The 19,356-nt window shown below is 52.7% G+C and carries 15 protein-coding genes; 5 read left to right on the forward strand and 10 right to left on the reverse strand.

Going from position 1 to position 19,356, the window contains the following annotated elements; genetic code table 11:
* Positions 1 to 16: 16 nt before the first annotated feature.
* The 3 genes from BSPA111_RS16155 (at position 17) to xylR (ending at position 4,063) form a co-directional block, all read left to right on the forward strand.
* On the forward strand, positions 17 to 1,558 hold the full coding sequence (locus BSPA111_RS16155; protein WP_183272176.1) for a xylose ABC transporter ATP-binding protein: 1,542 nt from the start codon (positions 17 to 19) through the stop codon (positions 1,556 to 1,558).
* Positions 1,536 to 2,717: a xylose ABC transporter permease XylH gene (gene xylH / locus BSPA111_RS16160; RefSeq protein WP_183272177.1), complete on the forward strand. Its 1,182-nt coding sequence runs from the start codon at positions 1,536 to 1,538 to the stop codon at positions 2,715 to 2,717. The genes BSPA111_RS16155 and xylH overlap by 23 nt, the downstream gene beginning before the upstream one ends.
* A gap of 167 nt (positions 2,718 to 2,884) precedes the next feature.
* Complete coding sequence (gene xylR, locus BSPA111_RS16165; RefSeq protein ID WP_183272178.1) at positions 2,885 to 4,063, forward strand: D-xylose utilization transcriptional activator XylR; 1,179 nt, start codon at positions 2,885 to 2,887, stop codon at positions 4,061 to 4,063.
* Between the two features lie 70 nt (positions 4,064 to 4,133).
* Here xylR and BSPA111_RS16170 read toward each other — a convergent pair whose 3' ends face one another.
* The gene (locus BSPA111_RS16170; protein WP_183272179.1) at positions 4,134 to 4,967 is read right to left on the reverse strand and encodes a protein bax; all 834 of its coding nucleotides are present in this window, start codon (positions 4,965 to 4,967) and stop codon (positions 4,134 to 4,136) included.
* Between the two features lie 314 nt (positions 4,968 to 5,281).
* Between BSPA111_RS16170 and BSPA111_RS16175 the strand changes: the two genes are divergently transcribed.
* Positions 5,282 to 7,300, forward strand: coding sequence for an alpha-amylase (locus BSPA111_RS16175; protein WP_183272180.1), 2,019 nt, complete (start codon positions 5,282 to 5,284; stop codon positions 7,298 to 7,300).
* A 302-nt stretch (positions 7,301 to 7,602) separates the two neighbouring features.
* Complete coding sequence (gene avtA / locus BSPA111_RS16180; RefSeq protein WP_183272181.1) at positions 7,603 to 8,856, forward strand: valine--pyruvate transaminase; 1,254 nt, start codon at positions 7,603 to 7,605, stop codon at positions 8,854 to 8,856.
* A 41-nt stretch (positions 8,857 to 8,897) separates the two neighbouring features.
* On the opposite strand, the gene BSPA111_RS16185 is transcribed toward avtA, so the two are convergent.
* The 9 genes from BSPA111_RS16185 to BSPA111_RS16225 form a co-directional block, all read right to left on the reverse strand.
* The gene (locus BSPA111_RS16185; RefSeq protein WP_183272363.1) at positions 8,898 to 9,920 is read right to left on the reverse strand and encodes a HoxN/HupN/NixA family nickel/cobalt transporter; all 1,023 of its coding nucleotides are present in this window, start codon (positions 9,918 to 9,920) and stop codon (positions 8,898 to 8,900) included.
* Positions 9,921 to 9,924: 4 nt separating this feature from the next.
* Positions 9,925 to 12,144 carry a carbamoyltransferase HypF gene (gene hypF, locus BSPA111_RS16190; protein ID WP_183272364.1) on the reverse strand — a complete coding sequence of 740 codons (2,220 nt, stop codon included), beginning with the start codon at positions 12,142 to 12,144 and terminating at the stop codon, positions 9,925 to 9,927.
* 133 nt (positions 12,145 to 12,277) lie between these two features.
* Positions 12,278 to 14,428: a formate dehydrogenase subunit alpha gene (gene fdhF / locus BSPA111_RS16195; protein ID WP_183272182.1), complete on the reverse strand. Its 2,151-nt coding sequence runs from the start codon at positions 14,426 to 14,428 to the stop codon at positions 12,278 to 12,280.
* Positions 14,429 to 14,484: 56 nt separating this feature from the next.
* On the reverse strand, positions 14,485 to 15,030 hold the full coding sequence (gene hydN, locus BSPA111_RS16200) for an electron transport protein HydN (protein WP_183272365.1): 546 nt from the start codon (positions 15,028 to 15,030) through the stop codon (positions 14,485 to 14,487).
* 220 nt (positions 15,031 to 15,250) lie between these two features.
* Positions 15,251 to 15,730, reverse strand: a complete 480-nt coding sequence (hycI, locus tag BSPA111_RS16205) for a hydrogenase maturation peptidase HycI (protein ID WP_183272183.1) — start codon at positions 15,728 to 15,730, stop codon at positions 15,251 to 15,253.
* The gene (locus BSPA111_RS16210) at positions 15,723 to 16,133 is read right to left on the reverse strand and encodes a formate hydrogenlyase maturation HycH family protein (protein ID WP_183272184.1); all 411 of its coding nucleotides are present in this window, start codon (positions 16,131 to 16,133) and stop codon (positions 15,723 to 15,725) included. Before BSPA111_RS16210 ends, hycI begins: the two co-directional genes overlap by 8 nt.
* Positions 16,133 to 16,897, reverse strand: coding sequence for an NADH-quinone oxidoreductase subunit B family protein (locus BSPA111_RS16215; RefSeq protein WP_183272185.1), 765 nt, complete (start codon positions 16,895 to 16,897; stop codon positions 16,133 to 16,135). Before BSPA111_RS16215 ends, BSPA111_RS16210 begins: the two co-directional genes overlap by 1 nt.
* Complete coding sequence (locus BSPA111_RS16220; RefSeq protein WP_034460466.1) at positions 16,897 to 17,439, reverse strand: formate hydrogenlyase complex iron-sulfur subunit; 543 nt, start codon at positions 17,437 to 17,439, stop codon at positions 16,897 to 16,899. Before BSPA111_RS16220 ends, BSPA111_RS16215 begins: the two co-directional genes overlap by 1 nt.
* A 205-nt stretch (positions 17,440 to 17,644) precedes the next feature.
* Positions 17,645 to 19,354: an NADH-quinone oxidoreductase subunit C gene (locus tag BSPA111_RS16225; protein WP_183272186.1), complete on the reverse strand. Its 1,710-nt coding sequence runs from the start codon at positions 19,352 to 19,354 to the stop codon at positions 17,645 to 17,647.
* Positions 19,355 to 19,356: the final 2 nt, after the last annotated feature.

Below are 19,356 nucleotides of genomic sequence, written 5' to 3' on the forward strand. Positions count from 1 at the left end.
AGGTAAAGGAGTGGCTATGCCTTGTTTACTGGAAATGAAAAATATCACCAAAACCTTCGGCGTCGTGAAGGCGGTTGATAGTGTCAGTCTGTCAGTGGATTCCGGTGAAGTGATGTCGCTTTGTGGCGAGAACGGCTCCGGCAAATCTACGCTGATGAAAGTACTGTGCGGCATTTATCCATTCGGCAGTTACGAGGGTGAAATTTGGTTTGCTGGAGAAAAGCTTCAGGCGAGCCATATCCGTGATACTGAGCGCAAAGGTATTGCGATAATTCACCAGGAGCTGGCGTTGGTTAAGCATTTAACTGTGCTTGAGAATATTTTCCTCGGCGCAGAAATATCACGCCGCGGAGTGTTGGACTACGACAGCATGACGCTCCGATGCCAAAAATTGCTCGCGCAGGTGAGCTTAAATATTTCTCCGGATACGCGCGTGGGGTCGCTTGGGCTGGGGCAACAACAGCTGGTAGAAATTGCCAAGGCACTGAATAAACAGGTGCGTTTACTTATTCTGGATGAACCCACCGCCTCGTTAACCGAACAAGAAACGGCAGTGCTGTTGGGGATTATTCGTGACCTGCAAGCGCATGGCATCGCCTGTGTTTATATCTCCCATAAACTCAATGAAGTTAAAGCGATTTCCGACACCATCTGCGTCATCCGCGACGGCCAACACATCGGCACCCGTGATGCGACACTGCTTCGTGAAGAAGACATTATCACCATGATGGTTGGGCGCGAGCTTACGGCGCTTTACCCCAATGAGCCGCACCAGACTGGCGATGAAATTCTGCGTGTTGAGCATCTTACCGCCTGGCATCCGGTAAACCGGCAAATTAAACGGGTGAACGACATTTCGTTTTCACTGCATAAAGGCGAAATTCTGGGCATTGCCGGACTCGTTGGTGCGGGGCGTACCGAAGCGGTGCAGTGCTTATTTGGCGTCTGGCCGGGTAAATCTGAAGGGCGTATTTTCATCGATAACAAACAGGTCACTATTGGTAGCTGCCAGCAAGCCATTGCGCATGGTATTGCGATGGTGCCTGAAGACCGAAAAAAAGATGGCATCGTGCCGATTATGGCCGTAGGGCACAACATCACGCTTGCCGCGTTAAGCCAGTTTTCTGGGACGTTAACTCACCTTGATGATGCCGCAGAACTTAACTGCATCCTGCAATCTATTCAGCGGCTAAAAGTGAAAACGTCATCGCCCGAGTTATCTATTGGCCGCCTGAGCGGGGGCAATCAGCAAAAAGCGATTCTGGCGCGTTGTCTGTTGCTCAATCCCCGCATCCTGATTTTGGATGAACCCACGCGTGGCATTGATATCGGCGCGAAATATGAAATCTACAAACTTATCAACCAACTGGTGCAACAAGGCATTGCGGTCATCGTTATCTCATCAGAATTACCAGAAGTACTGGGTCTGAGCGACCGAGTGTTGGTGATGCATGAAGGGCGCATTAAAGCTGACCTGGTGAATAACAATTTGACCCAGGAGCAAGTCATGGAAGCCGCACTGAGGAGTGAAAAGCATGTCGAAAACCAATCCGTCTGAACTGAAACTCACGGCACCTACGGCTTCACCATTAGCGGGGTTGCGGGCGCTTAACCTCCAGGTTTTTGTCATGATTGCCGCGATTGTGGTGATCATGCTCTTCTTCACCTGGACTACCGAAGGCGCTTACCTCAGTGCCAGGAACGTATCTAACCTGCTACGCCAGACGGCGATCACGGGGATCCTGGCGGTAGGGATGGTGTTCGTCATTATCTCGGCAGAAATTGACCTTTCCGTTGGCTCGATGATGGGCTTGTTGGGCGGTGTGGCAGCGATTTTCGATGTCTGGCTAGGGTGGCCACTGCCGCTGACTATTGTTGTGACACTGGCTCTGGGCCTGGTTCTGGGGGCATGGAATGGGTGGTGGGTGGCCTATCGCAAAGTCCCTTCATTTATCGTCACACTCGCCGGAATGCTGGCGTTTCGTGGCGTACTGATTGGTATTACTAACGGCACCACCGTTTCGCCAACCAGCGCCGATATGTCGCAAATCGGACAAAGTTATCTCCCGGAAGGTATTGGCTTTGGTATCGGCACATTAGGGCTCGTCATTTTTGTCGCCTGGCAATGGCGAATGCGTATCCGCCGTCAGGCGCTAGGGCTGGCAACACCTGCATCAACAGGCGTTGTAGGGCGTCAGGCAGTGACTGTGGTGATCGTGTTAGGCGCAATCTGGCTACTTAATGATTATCGCGGTGTGCCAACACCGGTACTGCTGCTGACGTTACTACTGTTGGCGGGAATGTTTATGGCGACCCGCACCGCATTTGGCCGGCGTATTTATGCGATTGGCGGCAATATCGAAGCGGCGCGACTGTCTGGTATTAATGTAGAGCGCACCAAATTGGCGGTCTTTGCCATCAATGGACTTATGGTTGCGATTGCCGGGTTGATTCTAAGCTCACGTTTGGGGGCTGGCTCCCCGTCAGCCGGGAACATTGCTGAACTTGATGCCATCGCGGCATGTGTGATTGGTGGTACGAGTCTTGCGGGCGGTGTAGGGAGTGTTGCGGGCGCCGTGATGGGGGCATTTATCATGGCTTCTCTGGATAACGGAATGAGCATGATGGACGTTCCCACGTTCTGGCAGTACATCGTCAAAGGTGCGATTTTGCTGCTGGCGGTTTGGATGGATTCGGCTACCAAACGCAGAGCGTAAGAATACCCGTCGTCTTTCAAGTTGCAGGTGTGTTGGCTACGTTCAATCGCCCGAATCACTTACTTTAGTAAGCTCGTCGGGTCTCATTCTCTTGCCGCCTTCCTGCAACTTGAAATCCATTGGGTATAGTGTATGGCATCTAAGGTTTTGTTATCAGGGAAACAAGTATGTTTGAGAAGCGTCATCGCATTACGTTGTTATTCAATGCCAATAAAGCCTACGACCGCCAGGTAGTGGAAGGGGTTGGCGAATATTTGCAGGCGTCTCAAACTAAGTGGGACATTTTTATCGAAGAAGATTTCCGCGCTCGTATCGATAACATCAAGGAGTGGTTAGGCGATGGCGTGATTGCCGATTTCGATGATGCAGAAATCCAGCGTTTATTAGAGGGGGCCGACGTGCCCATTGTCGGCGTCGGGGGTTCTTACCACTTACCTGAACACTATCCGCCAGTGCATTACATTGCGACGGATAACCGCGCGTTAGTGGAAAGTGCGTTTTTGCATCTCAAAGAAAAGGGTGTTCAGCGTTTCGCTTTCTATGGTTTACCTAATTCTAGCGGAAAGCGTTGGGCGATGGAGCGCGAATATGCTTTTAACCAACTGGTGGCGAAAGAAAAATATCGTGGTGTGGTTTATCAGGGGATAGAAACCGCGCCAGAAAACTGGCAGCACGCGCAAAATCGTTTGGCTGATTGGGTGCAAACGCTGCCTCCACAGACCGGGATTATTGCGGTGACAGATGCGCGTGCGCGCCATCTGCTGCAAGTCTGCGAGCATTTGCATATTCCGGTGCCGGAAAAGTTATGTGTGATTGGCATTGATAACGAAGAACTGACGCGCTATTTGTCGCGAGTGGCACTTTCATCAGTGGCGCAGGGCACCCGGCAAATGGGGTATCAGGCCGCCAAATTATTACATCGCCTGCTGGATAACGAGCCGCTCGCCTTGCAACGGGTTCTGGTTCCGCCAGTGCGCGTCGTCGAACGCCGCTCAACGGATTACCGCTCTTTGCACGACCCGGCTGTGATTCAGGCTATGCATTACATCCGCAATCACGCCTGCAAAGGGATAAAAGTTGAACAGGTGCTGGATGCGGTTGGGATCTCACGTTCCAACCTGGAGAAGCGTTTTAAAGAGGAAGTGGGGGAGACTATTCACGCGATGATTCACGCCGAAAAACTTGAAAAAGCGCGTAGCCTGCTGGTCTCTACCTCTTTGTCGATCAATGAAATATCGCAGATGTGCGGTTATCCCTCGCTGCAATATTTCTATTCTGTATTCAAGAAAGAGTATGACGCGACCCCGAAAGAACACCGCGAGCGTTACAGCGAAATATTAGTGTAGATATTAAAAAAAACGCCTTCGATATGAAGGCGTGAATTATTACTTATTATTAACAATTTATTTTAATTAATTAGTTCGGTGTCATAAAACGCTGATTGGTCTGGTACATCGCAAATAGGTAGTTGTTATAGCTGTTACCCTTTGTGGAATACCCTTTCAGCTTATGAATCATGTTGCTGGCCGTTACTTCTTGATCCGCTTTACGCAATTGAGCGCGTGATTTACGGAAAGATTTATAGGCCGGGTGCGTATTCAAATTTGTTACGTAAGAGTTAACGCCTTCTTTAACTGAATCGTAATGCAAATAGCCTTTAACTTTGCCAGGCTCGCTGTTGCAATGGCGCTTACTGCACTTCATACCAAACAAGTTGTTATTGCTACGTGCGAGTTTAGACGTACCCCAGCCACTTTCGGCTGCGGCCATCGTTGCCACCATATTGGTAGGAATGATGTCGACTTTTTCCATCAACGTGTTCCACGGCACGCTTCGGGTATTACCGTTCCACGCAATTTTATAGCGTTTGGTAATGTCTTTCAGACGCGCACGCTCTGAAGGTGACCAGCGTTTCTCATACTGCTTAGAAACCAACCAGTTACGTTCAGCAGTGATCGCTGCATTTTGACTAGTAATATATGGCATGACCGTCCGGAGAAACGCTTTTTTTCTAGGTGTTCCGGAAGGGTATTTTCGCAAATCAGGGAGCGATGCAATTTCACTATTGCGAGAATACTCTTTCTTACTACTTGCCAGTTTCTTACTTTGTGTATTCGTGCTTTTTTTCGCAGTTAATTGGGCTTTATGCGATTTTGGCTCATGTTTACTTGCTAATACCCCAGTTGAAAAACTGAAGGTCAGTAACATAAGTATCGCAGCCCCAAATCGTCGGATTGGGGTTGATATCATTAGATCTCCTGGTCGGATCGTTACGTTTCTAGTGCCTTATTCGTGAAGGATTTCGAACAAAGTGAACGCAGATACTAACAAAAATAGACCTCCCGAGCACCAAAAGAAATAATCCGATTCTGAAATGATGTCACGTGCGAACTTCTTTTAACGGCAAAAAGTGTCATATTTTGCGATGGTTATCGCATATTTTAATGTATTGATACCGCCATCACTCACCCTGTTATCTCCTCCCCAACTATCCATTTTTGGGATGAACTCTACGATTAAAAACAGTGCCACACTGGATAAAAGATAATCGCGGGCTTAACCCTATGAATAAATTACCTCTCTTGATTCTTCTGCTTCCAGGGCTTGTGCAAGCTGCGTGGACAGCCCCTGGAATTCCGGCGTTCAAAGAGCAAACTCCTGGCGTGTTTGTCAGTGAGGCAACGCTTGCGAAAGGGACACTCCCGTTAAGTCTTAAATTCGATCAGACCTGTTGGCAGCCCGCAGAATCCATCAAGCTTAATCAGGCCCTTTCGTTAAAGCCTTGCGAGGGAGAGGCACCCGTCTGGCGTTTATTTCGTGAAGGGCAGTATCGGGTACAAATCGACACCCGCAGCGGTACTCCCACGCTGAACCTGAGTGTTAATAGCGAGCCACAAGCCGCTCCGGTCGATGTGACCCGGCAATGCCCAAAATGGGATGGCAAAGCGTTAACCGTGGACGTCAGTAAAACTTTTGCTGAAGGCAGCGAAGTACGCGATTTCTATAGCGGGACGACGGCTACGGTCAAACAAGGCCAGATTACCCTGATGCCTGCGGCGAACAGCAACGGTCTGTTGCTGCTTGAATCTTCCAGCACTCAACAGTCCGCACCGTTTAGCTGGCATAACGCCACGGTCTATTTTGTGCTGACTGATCGTTTTGAAAATGGTAATCCGAAAAACGACAACAGCTATGGTCGCCACAAAGATGGCCAGCAGGAAATTGGCACGTTTCACGGTGGAGATCTGGCCGGATTAACCGGCAAGCTCGATTATCTCCAGCAATTGGGCGTTAACGCATTGTGGATTAGCTCGCCGTTGGAACAAATCCACGGTTGGGTGGGCGGTGGCACGAAAGGGGACTTCCCGCATTACGCCTACCACGGTTACTACACCATGGACTGGACAAAACTCGACGCCAATATGGGCACTGAGGATGAGTTGCGCACACTGGTGGATGAAGCCCACAAGCGTGGTATCCGTATTTTGTTCGATATCGTCATGAACCACACCGGCTACGCAACGCTTGCTGATATGCAGGAATACCAGTTCGGTGCGTTGTATCTCAAGGGAGATGAACTGACAAAAACGCTTGGCAAACACTGGACTGACTGGAAGCCTGGCCCTGGCCAAAGCTGGCATTCCTTCAATGATTACATCAATTTCGGTGACAGCACGGCCTGGCAAAACTGGTGGGGGAAAAACTGGATCCGCACTGATATTGGCAACTACGACAGCCCGGGTTTTGATGACTTAACGATGTCGCTCGCTTTCTTGCCAGACTTAAAAACGGAATCCACCCAACCCGCGGGTTTACCGATCTTTTATCGTCATAAACCCGACACCCACGCCAAAGACATTGCGGGTTATACCGTGCGTGATTACCTGACTCACTGGCTTAGCCAGTGGGTGCGCGATTACGGCATTGATGGTTTCCGCGTAGATACGGCAAAACACGTTGAAAAAGCAGGTTGGCAGCAGTTGAAAGAGCAGTCTGTCAGCGCACTGGCCGAATGGAAAAAGGCTAATCCAGACAAGAAGCTGGATGACGCGCCGTTCTGGATGACCGGAGAATCCTGGGGCCACGGCGTGATGAAAAGTGATTACTACAACAGCGGCTTTGACGCGATGATCAATTTTGATTATCAGGATCAAGCAGCAAAAGCGGTGAATTGCCTTGCGGACATGGATCTCATCTGGCAGCAAATGGCGACTAAGTTGCAGGATTTTAATGTTCTTAGCTACCTTTCTTCGCACGATACCCGATTGTTCCGAGAAGGAGGCCAGCGTGCTGCGGAACTGCTGTTGTTGGCGCCGGGCGCGGTGCAGATATTCTACGGGGATGAGACGGAACGTCCGTTTGGCCCAACCGGTTCCGACCCGCTGCAAGGCACGCGTTCCGATATGAACTGGGGGCAAAATCTGGCAACTCTCTCGCATTGGCAGAAAATCAGCCAGTTCCGTGCCCGCCATCCGGCTATTGGCGCGGGTAAACAAAACACGCTGAATATGAAAGAGGGCTATGGATTCAGCCGCGAGTCAGCAGAGGACAAAGTGATGGTTGTTTGGGCAGGAAATCACTGAGCGCCCTCATCCCGTCCTTCTCCCCCAGGAGAAGGGGAAGGTCAAAACAGCTCGATCATATTCCCTCTCCCCCAGGAGAAGGGAAAACCGGACAATTCCCTCTCCCCCAGGAGAAGGGGAAAACCGGATAATTCCCTCTCCTGGGGGAGAGGGTTAGGGTGAGGGCCAGGGCAATATTCTGTGCTGCCCTGGCCGCAATACGCAGCATATTGCCGATAAGAGGCTATCCTTAATGCGTTTGCACCGCGTCTTTTACGGCGTTATGGTTAGCCTCTTTTGATGGTCAAAGACAGATCTACGTTATGACGTTTTCACTTTTCGGCGACAAATTTACCCGCCATGCAGGCATTACACGCCTGATGGAGGACCTCAACGACGGCCTGCGCACACCTGGAGCGATCATGCTCGGTGGCGGTAATCCTGCGCAAATTCCTGCGATGAATGACTATTTCCAGGATCTGCTGGCGGACATGCTGGCAAACGGGAAAATGACCGACGCGCTATGCAATTACGATGGCCCGCAGGGGAAAAGTGAGTTACTTGACGCGCTTGCGGATATGCTGCGCACAGAATTAGGTTGGGATATCACACCACAGAATATTGCACTGACAAATGGCAGTCAGAGTGCATTTTTCTACTTATTTAATTTGTTTGCGGGTCGTTATGCCGATGGCAGCACTAAAAAGGTGTTGTTCCCATTGGCGCCGGAATACATCGGCTATGCGGATTCCGGCCTCGAAGAAGACCTGTTTGTTTCGACGCGTCCCAACATCGAACTGCTGCCGGAAGGCCAGTTCAAATATCACGTAGACTTTGAACATCTGCGCATCGGCCCTGATACCGGGATGATTTGCGTCTCACGCCCGACCAACCCGACGGGCAACGTGATTACCGATGAAGAGCTGATTAAACTCGATGCGCTGGCCAACCAGCACGGTATTCCACTGGTGATTGATAACGCTTATGGCGTTCCATTCCCGGGGATTATTTTCAGCGAAGCTCGCCCGCTGTGGAATCCAAACATCATCTTGTGTATGAGCCTGTCCAAACTGGGTTTACCGGGTAGCCGATGCGGAATCATTATTGCCGATGACAAAATCATCTCTGCTATCAGCAATATGAACGGCATCATCAGCCTGGCACCGGGTGGCGTTGGCCCAGCGATGGCGTGCGAGATGATTAAGCGCAACGATTTGCTGCGTTTGTCTGAGACGGTGATCAAACCGTTCTATTACCAGCGAGTTCAGGACACGATAGCGATAATTCGCCGCTATTTATCGCCTGAACGCTGCCTGATCCACAAACCCGAGGGGGCAATTTTCCTGTGGTTGTGGTTCAAAGACCTGCCAATCTCTACCGAATTGCTCTATCAGCGCCTGAAAAAACGCGGCGTTTTGATGGTGCCGGGGGATTATTTCTTCCCAGGGCTGGATAAACCGTGGCCGCACACGCATCAATGTATGCGCATGAACTATGTGCCGGAGCCGGATAAAATCGAGGCAGGCGTGAAGATCCTTGCCGAAGAAATTGAACGCGCGTGGGCTGAAGCGAAGTAAAAATGTGAAAGCCTTCTCCGCAAGGAGAAGGCTTTATTACGCTAGCGAACTACCAGAGAGTCATACCCTTTCCAGCGATAATTCAGCATCGACACAATCCAGCAGACAATAAACAACCCAACCACGATAAAGCCCGCATTGCCGAGGTTTTCATTCAGCGCATCAACCCATTTCCACAAGCCGTTATGCAGGTCGAACTTATCTGCCAGCAATCCTAATGCTTCCATGCCGCCGATAAACAGGGCGACGACCACAGAGGTGCCGGTGATCGTCATATTGTAATAGAGCTTGCGTTGCGGCTTGTTAAACGCCCAACCGTAAGCGCCAACCATAATCATATTGTCGAGCGTATCAATCAGCGCCATCCCGCTGGCAAACAGCGCCGGGAACACCAGAATTGACCACATCGACATACCGCTGGATGCGCTGGCGGCTGAAATACCCAGCACGCCAATTTCTGTTGCTGTATCAAAGCCTAAGCCGAACAAAAAGCCGACCAGATACATGTGCCAGCTTTTGTTAATCAGCTTGAAGGTGGAGCGGAACAGCCAGCTCATCACGCCTCCACCGGTGAAATCGGTCGCCTCGGCAGAAAGCGGTTCGCCACGTTTTAGCTGACGGAAATTACGCCAAACGCCGCGTAAAATCACCAGGTTGACCAGCGCCATTGCCAGCAAGAAACAGGCCGACACTGCGGTACCAATCACACCGCCGACGTCATGAAACCAGTCCATATCGTTCTGGAATGCAGCGGCAGTGGCGGCAATCGCAACAGAGGCCAACACCACAATGCTGGAATGGCCGAGCGAAAACCAGGCGCCAATGCCAAATGGGCGTTTCCCTTGCTGCATCATTTTGCGCGTCACATTATCAATTGCCGCGATGTGATCGGCATCGACTGCATGCCGCAATCCATAGCACCAGGCCAGCAGACTTGCGGCCATCAAGGCAGTGCTGTGGTGAAATGAAACCAGCGCCCAGGCCCAGGACGCAAGGTTGGCGGCAACTAACACTGCCAACAAAACGGCTGCGCGCGGGTTGTCACGAAGAATACGCAAGAACATCATTTTATCCTTGTGAAGGAAGGGATAAGCGGGCGGCGGCAACCAGGGCCTGACCCAATGCAAGAGCACCGTCACCGGCGGGTAACAGTGTCGGGAAGAGCAGATTGAAATCTGCGAGATGATGCGCAAACCGTTCGCGCATCAGTGTGTTATGCAGTACGCCACCGCTGAACACGAGGGTATTAATCGACAACCGGCGCGCGTGGCTGCGAGCCAAATCAGCAAAACCTTTTGCCAGCGCATCATGGAATGCCCAGGCGCGAGCAGGCGCACAGTCGTGCCAGTTCATCCATTGCTGCCAGAACGTCGCCATATCAAGTTTGCCTTCAACAAGCGGCAGGGTGACAGGATGGAGACAGGCACCGCTAAGTGACGCCAGTGCTTCAAAGCGACAAGCGGCTTCCCCTTCATAGCTTTGTTGCAGCGGTGCACAGTTAAGCGCGGCAGCAGCAGCATCGAATAGACGACCTGCGGAGGAGGCGAGCGGGGTGTTAATTCCACGGGCAATCGCCGTTGCCAGTAGCGGCCAGTTTTGTTCGCGCACAATTGCGGTTTCTGGATATTGTTGCCAGTCCGGCAAAAAAGTCAGGCAATGGGCGAGCAGGTTGCGCCACGGCTGGCGAGCCGCGAGATCTCCTCCAGGCAGAGACACGGCTGGTAAACCCCCTAAGTGTTCACATTCCTGATAATTCACACGCAGGCATTCGCCGCCCCATAGCTGGTCGTTCTCGCCATAACCAATACCATCCAGCGTTAGCGCAATGACATCTCTCCCGTCCCGTGGCCAAAAGTGTTCGGCCATGCAAGCCACTGCATGAGCGTGGTGATGCAAAACCGTGCTGATGGGCAACCCCATTTCACGCCCAATACGGGCGCTGTGGTAGCCTGGATGGGCATCTATCACGACATGTTCTGGCGTAAAATCATAAGCTTCACACATCAGCGTGCACGCTTTATGCCATTGCTGCTCCACGCCATCTTCAGAGAGATCGCCCAGATGTTGGCTGAGCACCGCCTGGTTGTCGCGAAGCAAACAGAAGGTATTTTTCAAATCTGCGCCCAGCGCCAGAATCGGCGGCAGTGCGGCAAAACCAGGCGGCAGCGGCAGGGCATCCGGCACAAATCCACGGGCACGACGCAGCATTTCACCGTTGGCACGCACCACGGAGTCATCCATACGCTGCACGATGTCGCGATTGTGCAGCAGCCAGCCGTCTGCAATGTTGGATAATTCTTCGCGCGCTTGTTGATTGGTAATGGCAGGCGGTTTGGCATTTACATTACCGGAGGTCATCACCAGAGGTGCGCCGAAGCCCTGCATCAAAAGGTGTTGCAGTGGATTGGCGGGCAGCATGACGCCGACTTCGTTCAGATGTAGTGCGATAAACTCGCTTAAGTCGGGTAAATCCGACTTCGCCATTAAGACAATCGGTGCTGCTGGAGTATTGAGCTGTGCGACGACATCCGCAGGCAATCCGTCTGAGTCTGGCAGCATTACCGCCAGCGGTTTTGTCGGGCGATGTTTACGGTCCCGTAAGTTGGCAACGGCGTTGTTGTTGCGCGCATCAACCGCCAGATGGAACCCGCCGAGCCCTTTTATCGCCACGATCTTTCCGGCTTTTAACGCCATTACGGCAGCCTGAAGAGCATCTTCGCGTTCTAAAGACACTTCCCCACATTGCCAGGCCATGTGCGGGCCACAATCCGGGCAGGCGACGGGCTGCGCATGAAAGCGCCTGTCCATCGGGTTGCGATACTCTTTCTCGCACGCCGGACACAGCGGGAACGCCGCCATGACCGTGTTTGGCCGGTCATACGGCATGGCGTTAATAATCGTGAAACGTGGGCCGCAGTGGGTGCAATTGATAAACGGATAGCGATAACGGCGATCGTTTGGATCGTTGAGTTCGCGCAGGCAATCCGGACACGTTGCGGCGTCAGGGACAATTTGCGTGTCCATCGAACTGCTGTCGCTGTGGCGAATAGTGAAATCCTGCGGCAGGGTTTCCCACTGCATAGTGGATTGTTCAACGCTATCGATACGCGCCAGCGGTGGGCAATGGGCGTGAAGCTGGGTCATAAACGCATCAGCGGCAGATGTCAGGCGCACTAATACTCCCGCGCCGTCATTACAGACGTCGCCTGTGAGTTTGAGTTGTTGCGCCAGTTGCCAGACGAAAGGCCGAAAACCCACGCCCTGGACTTTGCCGCGAATGCGTAGCATCACGCCGTTAAGATTCACTTATGTTCCTGTTCGGTTTTAACACCCTCATCCCAGCCTTCTCCCTGAGGGAGAAGGAGCTATTCTTTTCTCCCTCTCCTGGGGGAGAGGGTCGGGGTGAGGGCGAGGGGAGTTCTTAAACTTCTACCGCACTGCGCAAACGCGCTTTCATATCGCTATAGGTGGTTTGCGCATAGTTCTCGGCCCATTGCTGGTCAGCAATCTGGCTGATATTCACCGCGCAATACTTGGTTTCCGGCGTTTTGGAAATGGGGTCAAGGTTGTCCTGAGTCAGTTCATTACACGCACCAATCCACCATTGGTAAGTCATGTACACCGAGCCAAGATTTATGCGCTCATTCACTTCGGCACGGCTGATGACTTTGCCGCGACGCGAACTGACCCACACCAGTTGCTTGTCTTTGATATTGAGCAACTTGGCATCCGTCGGGTTGATTTGCACAAATCCAGGCTCATCGGCGAGTGTTTGCAGCGCCGCACAGTTGCCCGTCATCGAGCGGCAGGAGTAGTGTCCGACCTCACGAACGGTACACAGCACCAGCGGATAATCCGCGTCTGGCACTTCGGCAGGTGCGCGCCACTCGGCGGCAAAAAGCTGGCCTTTACCGTTTGGCGTATCGAACTTGCTGTCTTTGTAGAGGTACGGCGTACCAGGATGGTCAAGCGTCGGACACGGCCATTGCACATGGCCCATCTCACCCATTTTCTCGTAGGTCACGCCATAGAACAGCGGGCAGAGTTCGCGCAGTTCATCCCAGATTTGCTGGTTGTTGTCGTAGTGCATTGGGTAGCCCATTTCGGTGGCGAGCAGGCTGATAATTTCCCAGTCACGTTTGACGTTGTATTTCGCATCAATCGCTTTCTCAAAACGCTGGAAACCACGGTCGGCACAGGTAAACACGCCGCCATGTTCGCCCCAGGAAGTGGCTGGCAAAATAACGTCGGCCACTTCGGCGGTTTTGGTCATGAAGATGTCTTGCACCACCACAAAATCGAGCGCTTCAAAGCCTTTGCGTACCAGGCCAAGGTCGGCTTCAGTCTGCAGCGGGTCTTCGCCCATGATGTAGTAGGCTTTCATCTCGCCTTCGATAGCCATATGTGGCACTTCGGTGATACGCACGCCGACTTTGTCGTCCATATCGTCGACGTTAATGCCCCAGGCTTTGGCGAATTTGGCGCGTACTTCCGGGTCAACCACATCCTGATAGCCAGGGAACTGGTTTGGCAGTACGCCCATGTCACACGCGCCCTGCACGTTGTTCTGCCCACGAACCGGGCCAACGCCGACGTTTTCGCGACCGAGGTTTCCTGTCAACAGCGCAAGGCTTGATAAGCCTTTTACCACGTCAACCGCCTGGCCAAACTGCGTGACGCCCATGCCCCACATGATGGTGGCGGAAGGCGCGGCAGCAAATGTACGCATCGCCTGGCGAACCATGTGTGCCGGAACACCGGTCAGGTGCTCAACGTCTTCTGGTGCGTAACCTTTGACGACCTCACGGTAGGCATCCAAACCGTCAGTGTATTTCGCCACATACTCTTTATCGTAGAGATTCTCTTCGAGCAGCACGTAACCAAAGGCATTCACCAGCGCCATGTTGCAGCCGTTTTTCAGCTGCAAATGTTGGTCGGCGATACGTGCGGTTTCGATGCGACGCGGATCGCAAACAATGATTTTCGCGCCATTTTCTTTCGCTTTAATCACCCGACGCGCCACAATCGGATGCGAATCGGCACAGTTATAACCAAACACCAACAGGCACTTAGAGTGTTCGATATCGCCGATGGAGTTGCTCATCGCGCCATTTCCCAGCGTCACCTGCAAACCTGCAACCGACGGCCCGTGACAAACACGCGCACAGCAGTCGACGTTGTTGGTATGCAACACGCCGCGTGCAAACTTCTGCATCACATAGTTAGTTTCGTTACCTGTTCCGCGTGACGAACCGGTCGTCATAATCGAGCGCGGGCCATGTTGCTCTTTAATCGCTTTCAGACGTTTAGCGGTATAGCTGATGGCTTCATCCCAACTGACGGGCTGGAGTTTCCCGCCTTTTTCGTAACGAATCATTGGCTGCGTTAAACGCGGTGTGAGCAGTTTGGTATCGTTGAGAAAATCCCAGCCGTAATAGCCTTTCAGGCAGAGTTCATTCTGGTTTGTGACACCATCAGCGGCTTCAGCACGGATAATTTTGTTTTTCTCAACAACCAATTTCAATTTGCAGCCTGCGCCACAGTAAGGGCAGACGCTGGTAATCTTTTTCATCGGTAACAGACCTGTTAAAAGTGAAAATCTCATTCCTTCATATTTTTAGGAATGCATTAGAAAATCAGAGATGAAGTCGCATCAAACGCGGCACGGCGGCGTTTTTCAGCACTCATTTGTTCAAGCTTGTTGCGGTCAACGCAGATAATGGCGTTGGTTGGGCAGGCTTCCATACAGGCCGGGCCTTCTGCGCGGGTGTGGCAAAGATCGCACTTATTCGCTTCGGCTTTTTCGGCCATCACGTTAAGACCCGCGCCGCTGTTGCGCACGACGGGGCGAACGACCACTTCCATCGCGCCATACGGGCAGGCAACCACACAGGTTTTGCAGCCGATGCAACGTTCTTGCATCACATTCACAAACCCATGTTCGCGGCTGATAGCACCGTTCGGACAGACGTTAGCGCAAGGTGCGTCTTCGCACTGGCGGCACATCGTCGCTGTAGAAACATTCACGCCTTTAATCACGTGAATACGTGGCAGGAAAGTTTGCGGAGTTAATGCCGCGCAATCCTGTGCTTCCTGATGGGACACGACACAGGCCACTTCGCAAGTGCGACAGCCAATACATTTGCTCGAATCTGCAATGATGAAGCGGTTCATCATAAGCTCCTGGGGAGAGTGTTTTTATAAGTCGGCGATAGACATACATAAAGTGTGCCAACTTTGAAACTAGCGTGATTCAAGGCGTTACGCATTGATCCGGGCTGGGGTGACAGTGACATCGACACATTTGACGATGTCATTTGGGCAAATGACAGAGGGGGAAAATCCCCTCTTCTGGGGGAGAGGGTTAGGGATAAGGTGTTTAAATCACCAAAACTTACTCGAACTCCGGCGCTTCCAGATCTGCGAAACCGCCTTTACCTTCCCAGCCTGCCAGACGTTGATACACCGTCTCCACCGCCGCTTTAATCGCGTCGGTCATTGGGTAGTAAAAGCCGACGATATCGGGCTGAATGCCTAAGAAAATCACTTCGCCAACATCCTCTTTCAACTGATCAATCAGATAGTTGAGTGGCATGTTGTGGGTGGTCATCATAAACATTTCGGCGATATCGTCCGGGTCGATAACACGGATTTCACCAGGGGCGAGGCCCATATCCGTGGCATCGACCAGCAGCAATCTTTCAGGGCGCAATTCGCGAATCGCCACCACATCGTTTTCCGGTGCGGTGCCGCCGTCGATAACTACCCAGTCGCCTTGTGGCGCAGCCTGGCACTTTTCGGCCAGCAACGGGCCTGCACCGTCGTCGCCCATCATGCTGTTACCGACACACAGTAAAACGCTCTTGTTAGTCATAACGTCTCCGTACCATCAAATAAATGGCGGGTTCTTGTTGGATGGCTTGCAGCATGTCGAGCAATTCCTGGCTCCAGATTTGCTGCTGTTCGGTTTGCGTCGGTTTTGCGGCATCAAAGGCTTTCGCTAACAAAACCACATGGCTTTGGTCGATAACAATTTCGCCATAACGCGGCACACCTTCCATTTTGCGCCGCGCTTCGCTGCCCTCTTCAAGCGTGGCAATCCACGCTTTGTAAGGTTCAAATGAGCAAACCAGATTCTCTTTCAGGCAGTCGATAACGCCGAGATGGTGGCCGATTGCGAGGCTGTAATAAACCACCTGTTGCGCATCACTCGGGGTGTTGTCGTTTTCATCGACAAACTTACGGCTAAGCTGGCAAAAGACCACCGACTCGCTCATTACACGCGCTCCTGTTTCACCAGTTCTTCCAGATGAGTGACGATCTCGGTCAGTCGTGGATCGTTCTCGTGTGCCAGCCACTGCTGAACACTGCCGCCACCGGCGGTGAGATTTTCCATGTAGCTGTCAGCAATCTGGCGTCCATAGCGATAACCCGCCAGGTGACGGGCAGCGCGGTCGATACGTACACGCAACGGCTGAACCATATCCGGATGCAGAATTTGCGCCGGTTGAGCGTCCATCTCACTCGCTTCACGGGCGTGGATTTTTTGCTCCAGCAAGCCCAGCGCCATAGCAAAACCGTACAGTGTTGCCGCAGGTGTCGGTGGGCAGCCCGGAATATACACGTCGACCGGGACGATTTTGTCGGTGCCGCCCCAGACGCAATACAGATCGTGGAAGATGCCGCCGCTGTTACCGCATGCGCCGTAGGAGATACAGATTTTTGGGTCCGGCGCGGATTCCCAGGCGCGCAGCGCAGGGGAACGCATTGCGCGAGTCACCGCGCCGGTAAACAGCAAAATGTCCGCATGACGAGGTGACGGAACCACCTTAATACCAAAGCGTTCTGCATCGAAAAGTGGCGAAAGTGTGGCGAAAATTTCGATTTCGCAACCGTTACAGCCACCGCAGTCAACGCGATAAACGTATGCAGATCGTTTAATCTTTTTCAGCAGTGACGCTTTCATGCTGGCGATAGACTCATCCACCGTCATGGGGACGGGCATGCCTTTATCGTCGCGTGGGCCGAGTAAAATGCTCATTAGCTGGCCTCTCTTATCTGGCGGCTAAGGTCGATTTGGTCGGAAGACACCAGGCTTTGCTGGCGTTTGCATTCCGGGCAGGTTTCAAACGAGGCGCGGTGCGCTTCGGCAAGTTTGTCGCCGTTGTGCTCAAGCAAAGCAATGGCGTAATCAATCTCTTTTTGCACGGCAAAAGGTTTGCTGCACTGACGGCAATTGCACAAATCAAAACGCGCTTGTTGCAGGAAGTCGGCTTTGTTCCACACCGCCAGTTCGTATTCCTGAGAAAGCTTGATGGCCGCCGTTGGGCAGACTTCTTCACAACGCGCGCAAAAAATGCAGCGACCAAGATTGAAGGTCCACGCCAGTTGCCCGGCAACCAGATCGGTTTCCACCGTTAATGCGTTAGACGGGCAGGCGTTCACACACGCCGCACAACCGATGCATTGCTGCGGGTTGTGTTCCGGTTTGCCACGGAAATTAGGGTCCACGGCTATCGGTTGTAGCGGGTATGACTCGGTGGCCACGCCGCCTTTTATGGCTTTCTTGATGAAGTTAAACATGATGACTCCAGTGTTTTGCCTTGGTTTTTAACATTGCCCTCACCCCGACCCTCTCCCCCAGGAGAGGGGGAATACCGATCGATCCCATTTCCCTCAGGAGAGGGGGAAAACCGATCGCTCCCTGGTGAGGGATAAAACCGGACAGTCCCCTCTCCCTCAGGGAGAGGGTTAGGGTGAGGGTTGTACTAAACCAAGGCATCTCAACTTATTTCAGCGGCGAATTGGTGCGTTCAATGCTGTAGCGCTCTAACTCTTTGTACGGCACCACTTTGGTTTTGCGCTTACGCACATCAACCACCGTCATGCGATCGGTACACGAGTAGCAAGGATCCAGGCTGCCGATGATCAGTGGCGCATCGGAAACGGTGTTGCCACGCAGCATGTAACGCAACGTTGGCCAGTTGGCGTACGTCGCCGCACGGCAGCGCCAGCGGTACAGCTTCTGGTTGTCGCCGGTCATCGACCAGTGAATATCATCGCCACGAGGCGCTTCGGAGAAGCCGAGTGCAAAACGGTTTGGAATGTAGGTGAAGCCGTCAACGGCGAGCGGCCCGCCAGGCAAGTTGTCCAGACCGAAATCAATCATGTTCAACGCGGTATAAACCTCGTTGATGCGCACTTTGAGGCGCGACAGCACGTCACAACCGGTTTCGCTGTGAACTTCCATTGGCAGCAGGCCGTAACCGACAAACGGGTGATCGGCGCGGGTGTCACGGGCGTGGCCGCTGGCGCGAACCATTGGGCCGACGTTACTGAAATCACGGGCGATTTGCGGGTCGAGGCGGCCAATGCCGACGGTACGCTGTTCGATATTCGGCGTGCTCATCAGAATATCCACCAGATCTTTCACTTCACGGCGCATCTGTTGTGCCAGCTGGCGCGTCTGGATCATGTCGTCTTTTAACAGATCGCGACGAATCCCGCCGATCAGGTTCAGGCCGTAAGTTTTACGCGCGCCGGTGAGGATTTCCGCCATCTTCATGGACATCTCACGCACGCGGAAGAACTGCATAAAGCCGGAGTCGAAGCCGACGAAGTGGCAAGCGAGGCCGAGGTTGAGCAAGTGGCTGTGCAGACGTTCCACTTCCAGCAAAATCGCGCGGATCATCTGGGCGCGTTCTGGCACGACAATCCCCATCGCGTTCTCAACAGACGTGGTGTACGCGGTGCTGTGGGCGAAGCCACAAATGCCACATACGCGGTCAGACAGGAAGGTGACTTCGTTGTAGCCCATGCGGGTTTCAGCCAGTTTTTCCATGCCACGGTGGACGTAGAACAGGCGGTAATCGGCGTCGATAATGTTTTCGCCGTCAACGAACAGGCGGAAATGCCCGGGTTCGTCAGACGTTACGTGCAATGGGCCAATCGGCACCACGTTGTTCTTCTTGCTGCCCAGCTCGTTGATGAACTGGTAAGTTTCCTGGTCGCTGGTTGGCGCAGGGCGCTGGCGGTAATCCATGCTGTCTTTACGCAGCGGATACAGGTCATCTGGCCAATCATCTGGCAGCACTAAACGGCGTTCATCTGGCAGGCCAACAGGTTGCAGGCCGTACATATCACGCACTTCGCGCTCACCCCAAACGGCGGCTGGCACACGCGGCGTGACGGACGGGAACTCAGGTTTATCGGCATCCACTTCGACGCGCACGGTGATCCAGCATTTCACGCCGGTTTCCATAGAAAGCACGTAGTAAACCGCATAGCTGCCGCACAACTGGCGTTCATCGTTACCGAACAATACGGATAACCAGCCGCCTTGTTGGTAGTAAAGCCACTCCACCACTTCTGGCAGCATGTTGAGCTTCACGTTGACGGTGATTTGGTCTTTGGTCTGCCAGGCTTCGTCGATCACGGCATGAGGAAATTGCTTATGCAGTGCGGCGAGATAATGTTGACCAATCTTTTCTTCAGACATAG

The organism is Buttiauxella sp. A111, assembly GCF_014189855.1.
GTDB lineage: Bacteria > Pseudomonadota > Gammaproteobacteria > Enterobacterales > Enterobacteriaceae > Buttiauxella > Buttiauxella selenatireducens.

Coding starts and splice junctions, on each gene's coding strand:
- BSPA111_RS16185 (WP_183272363.1), bottom strand. CDS start 9,920: ATGTTCTTGCGTATTCTTCGTGACAACCCGCGCGCAGCCGTTTTGTTG.
- BSPA111_RS16155 (WP_183272176.1), top strand. CDS start 17: ATGCCTTGTTTACTGGAAATGAAAAATATCACCAAAACCTTCGGCGTC.
- BSPA111_RS16175 (WP_183272180.1), top strand. CDS start 5,282: ATGAATAAATTACCTCTCTTGATTCTTCTGCTTCCAGGGCTTGTGCAA.
- xylH (WP_183272177.1), top strand. CDS start 1,536: ATGTCGAAAACCAATCCGTCTGAACTGAAACTCACGGCACCTACGGCT.
- BSPA111_RS16220 (WP_034460466.1), bottom strand. CDS start 17,439: ATGTTTAACTTCATCAAGAAAGCCATAAAAGGCGGCGTGGCCACCGAG.
- BSPA111_RS16170 (WP_183272179.1), bottom strand. CDS start 4,967: ATGATATCAACCCCAATCCGACGATTTGGGGCTGCGATACTTATGTTA.
- BSPA111_RS16210 (WP_183272184.1), bottom strand. CDS start 16,133: ATGAGCGAGTCGGTGGTCTTTTGCCAGCTTAGCCGTAAGTTTGTCGAT.
- avtA (WP_183272181.1), top strand. CDS start 7,603: ATGACGTTTTCACTTTTCGGCGACAAATTTACCCGCCATGCAGGCATT.
- hycI (WP_183272183.1), bottom strand. CDS start 15,730: ATGACTAACAAGAGCGTTTTACTGTGTGTCGGTAACAGCATGATGGGC.
- hypF (WP_183272364.1), bottom strand. CDS start 12,144: ATGCTACGCATTCGCGGCAAAGTCCAGGGCGTGGGTTTTCGGCCTTTC.
- BSPA111_RS16215 (WP_183272185.1), bottom strand. CDS start 16,897: ATGAGCATTTTACTCGGCCCACGCGACGATAAAGGCATGCCCGTCCCC.
- xylR (WP_183272178.1), top strand. CDS start 2,885: ATGTTTGAGAAGCGTCATCGCATTACGTTGTTATTCAATGCCAATAAA.
- hydN (WP_183272365.1), bottom strand. CDS start 15,030: ATGAACCGCTTCATCATTGCAGATTCGAGCAAATGTATTGGCTGTCGC.
- fdhF (WP_183272182.1), bottom strand. CDS start 14,428: ATGAAAAAGATTACCAGCGTCTGCCCTTACTGTGGCGCAGGCTGCAAA.
- BSPA111_RS16225 (WP_183272186.1), bottom strand. CDS start 19,354: ATGTCTGAAGAAAAGATTGGTCAACATTATCTCGCCGCACTGCATAAG.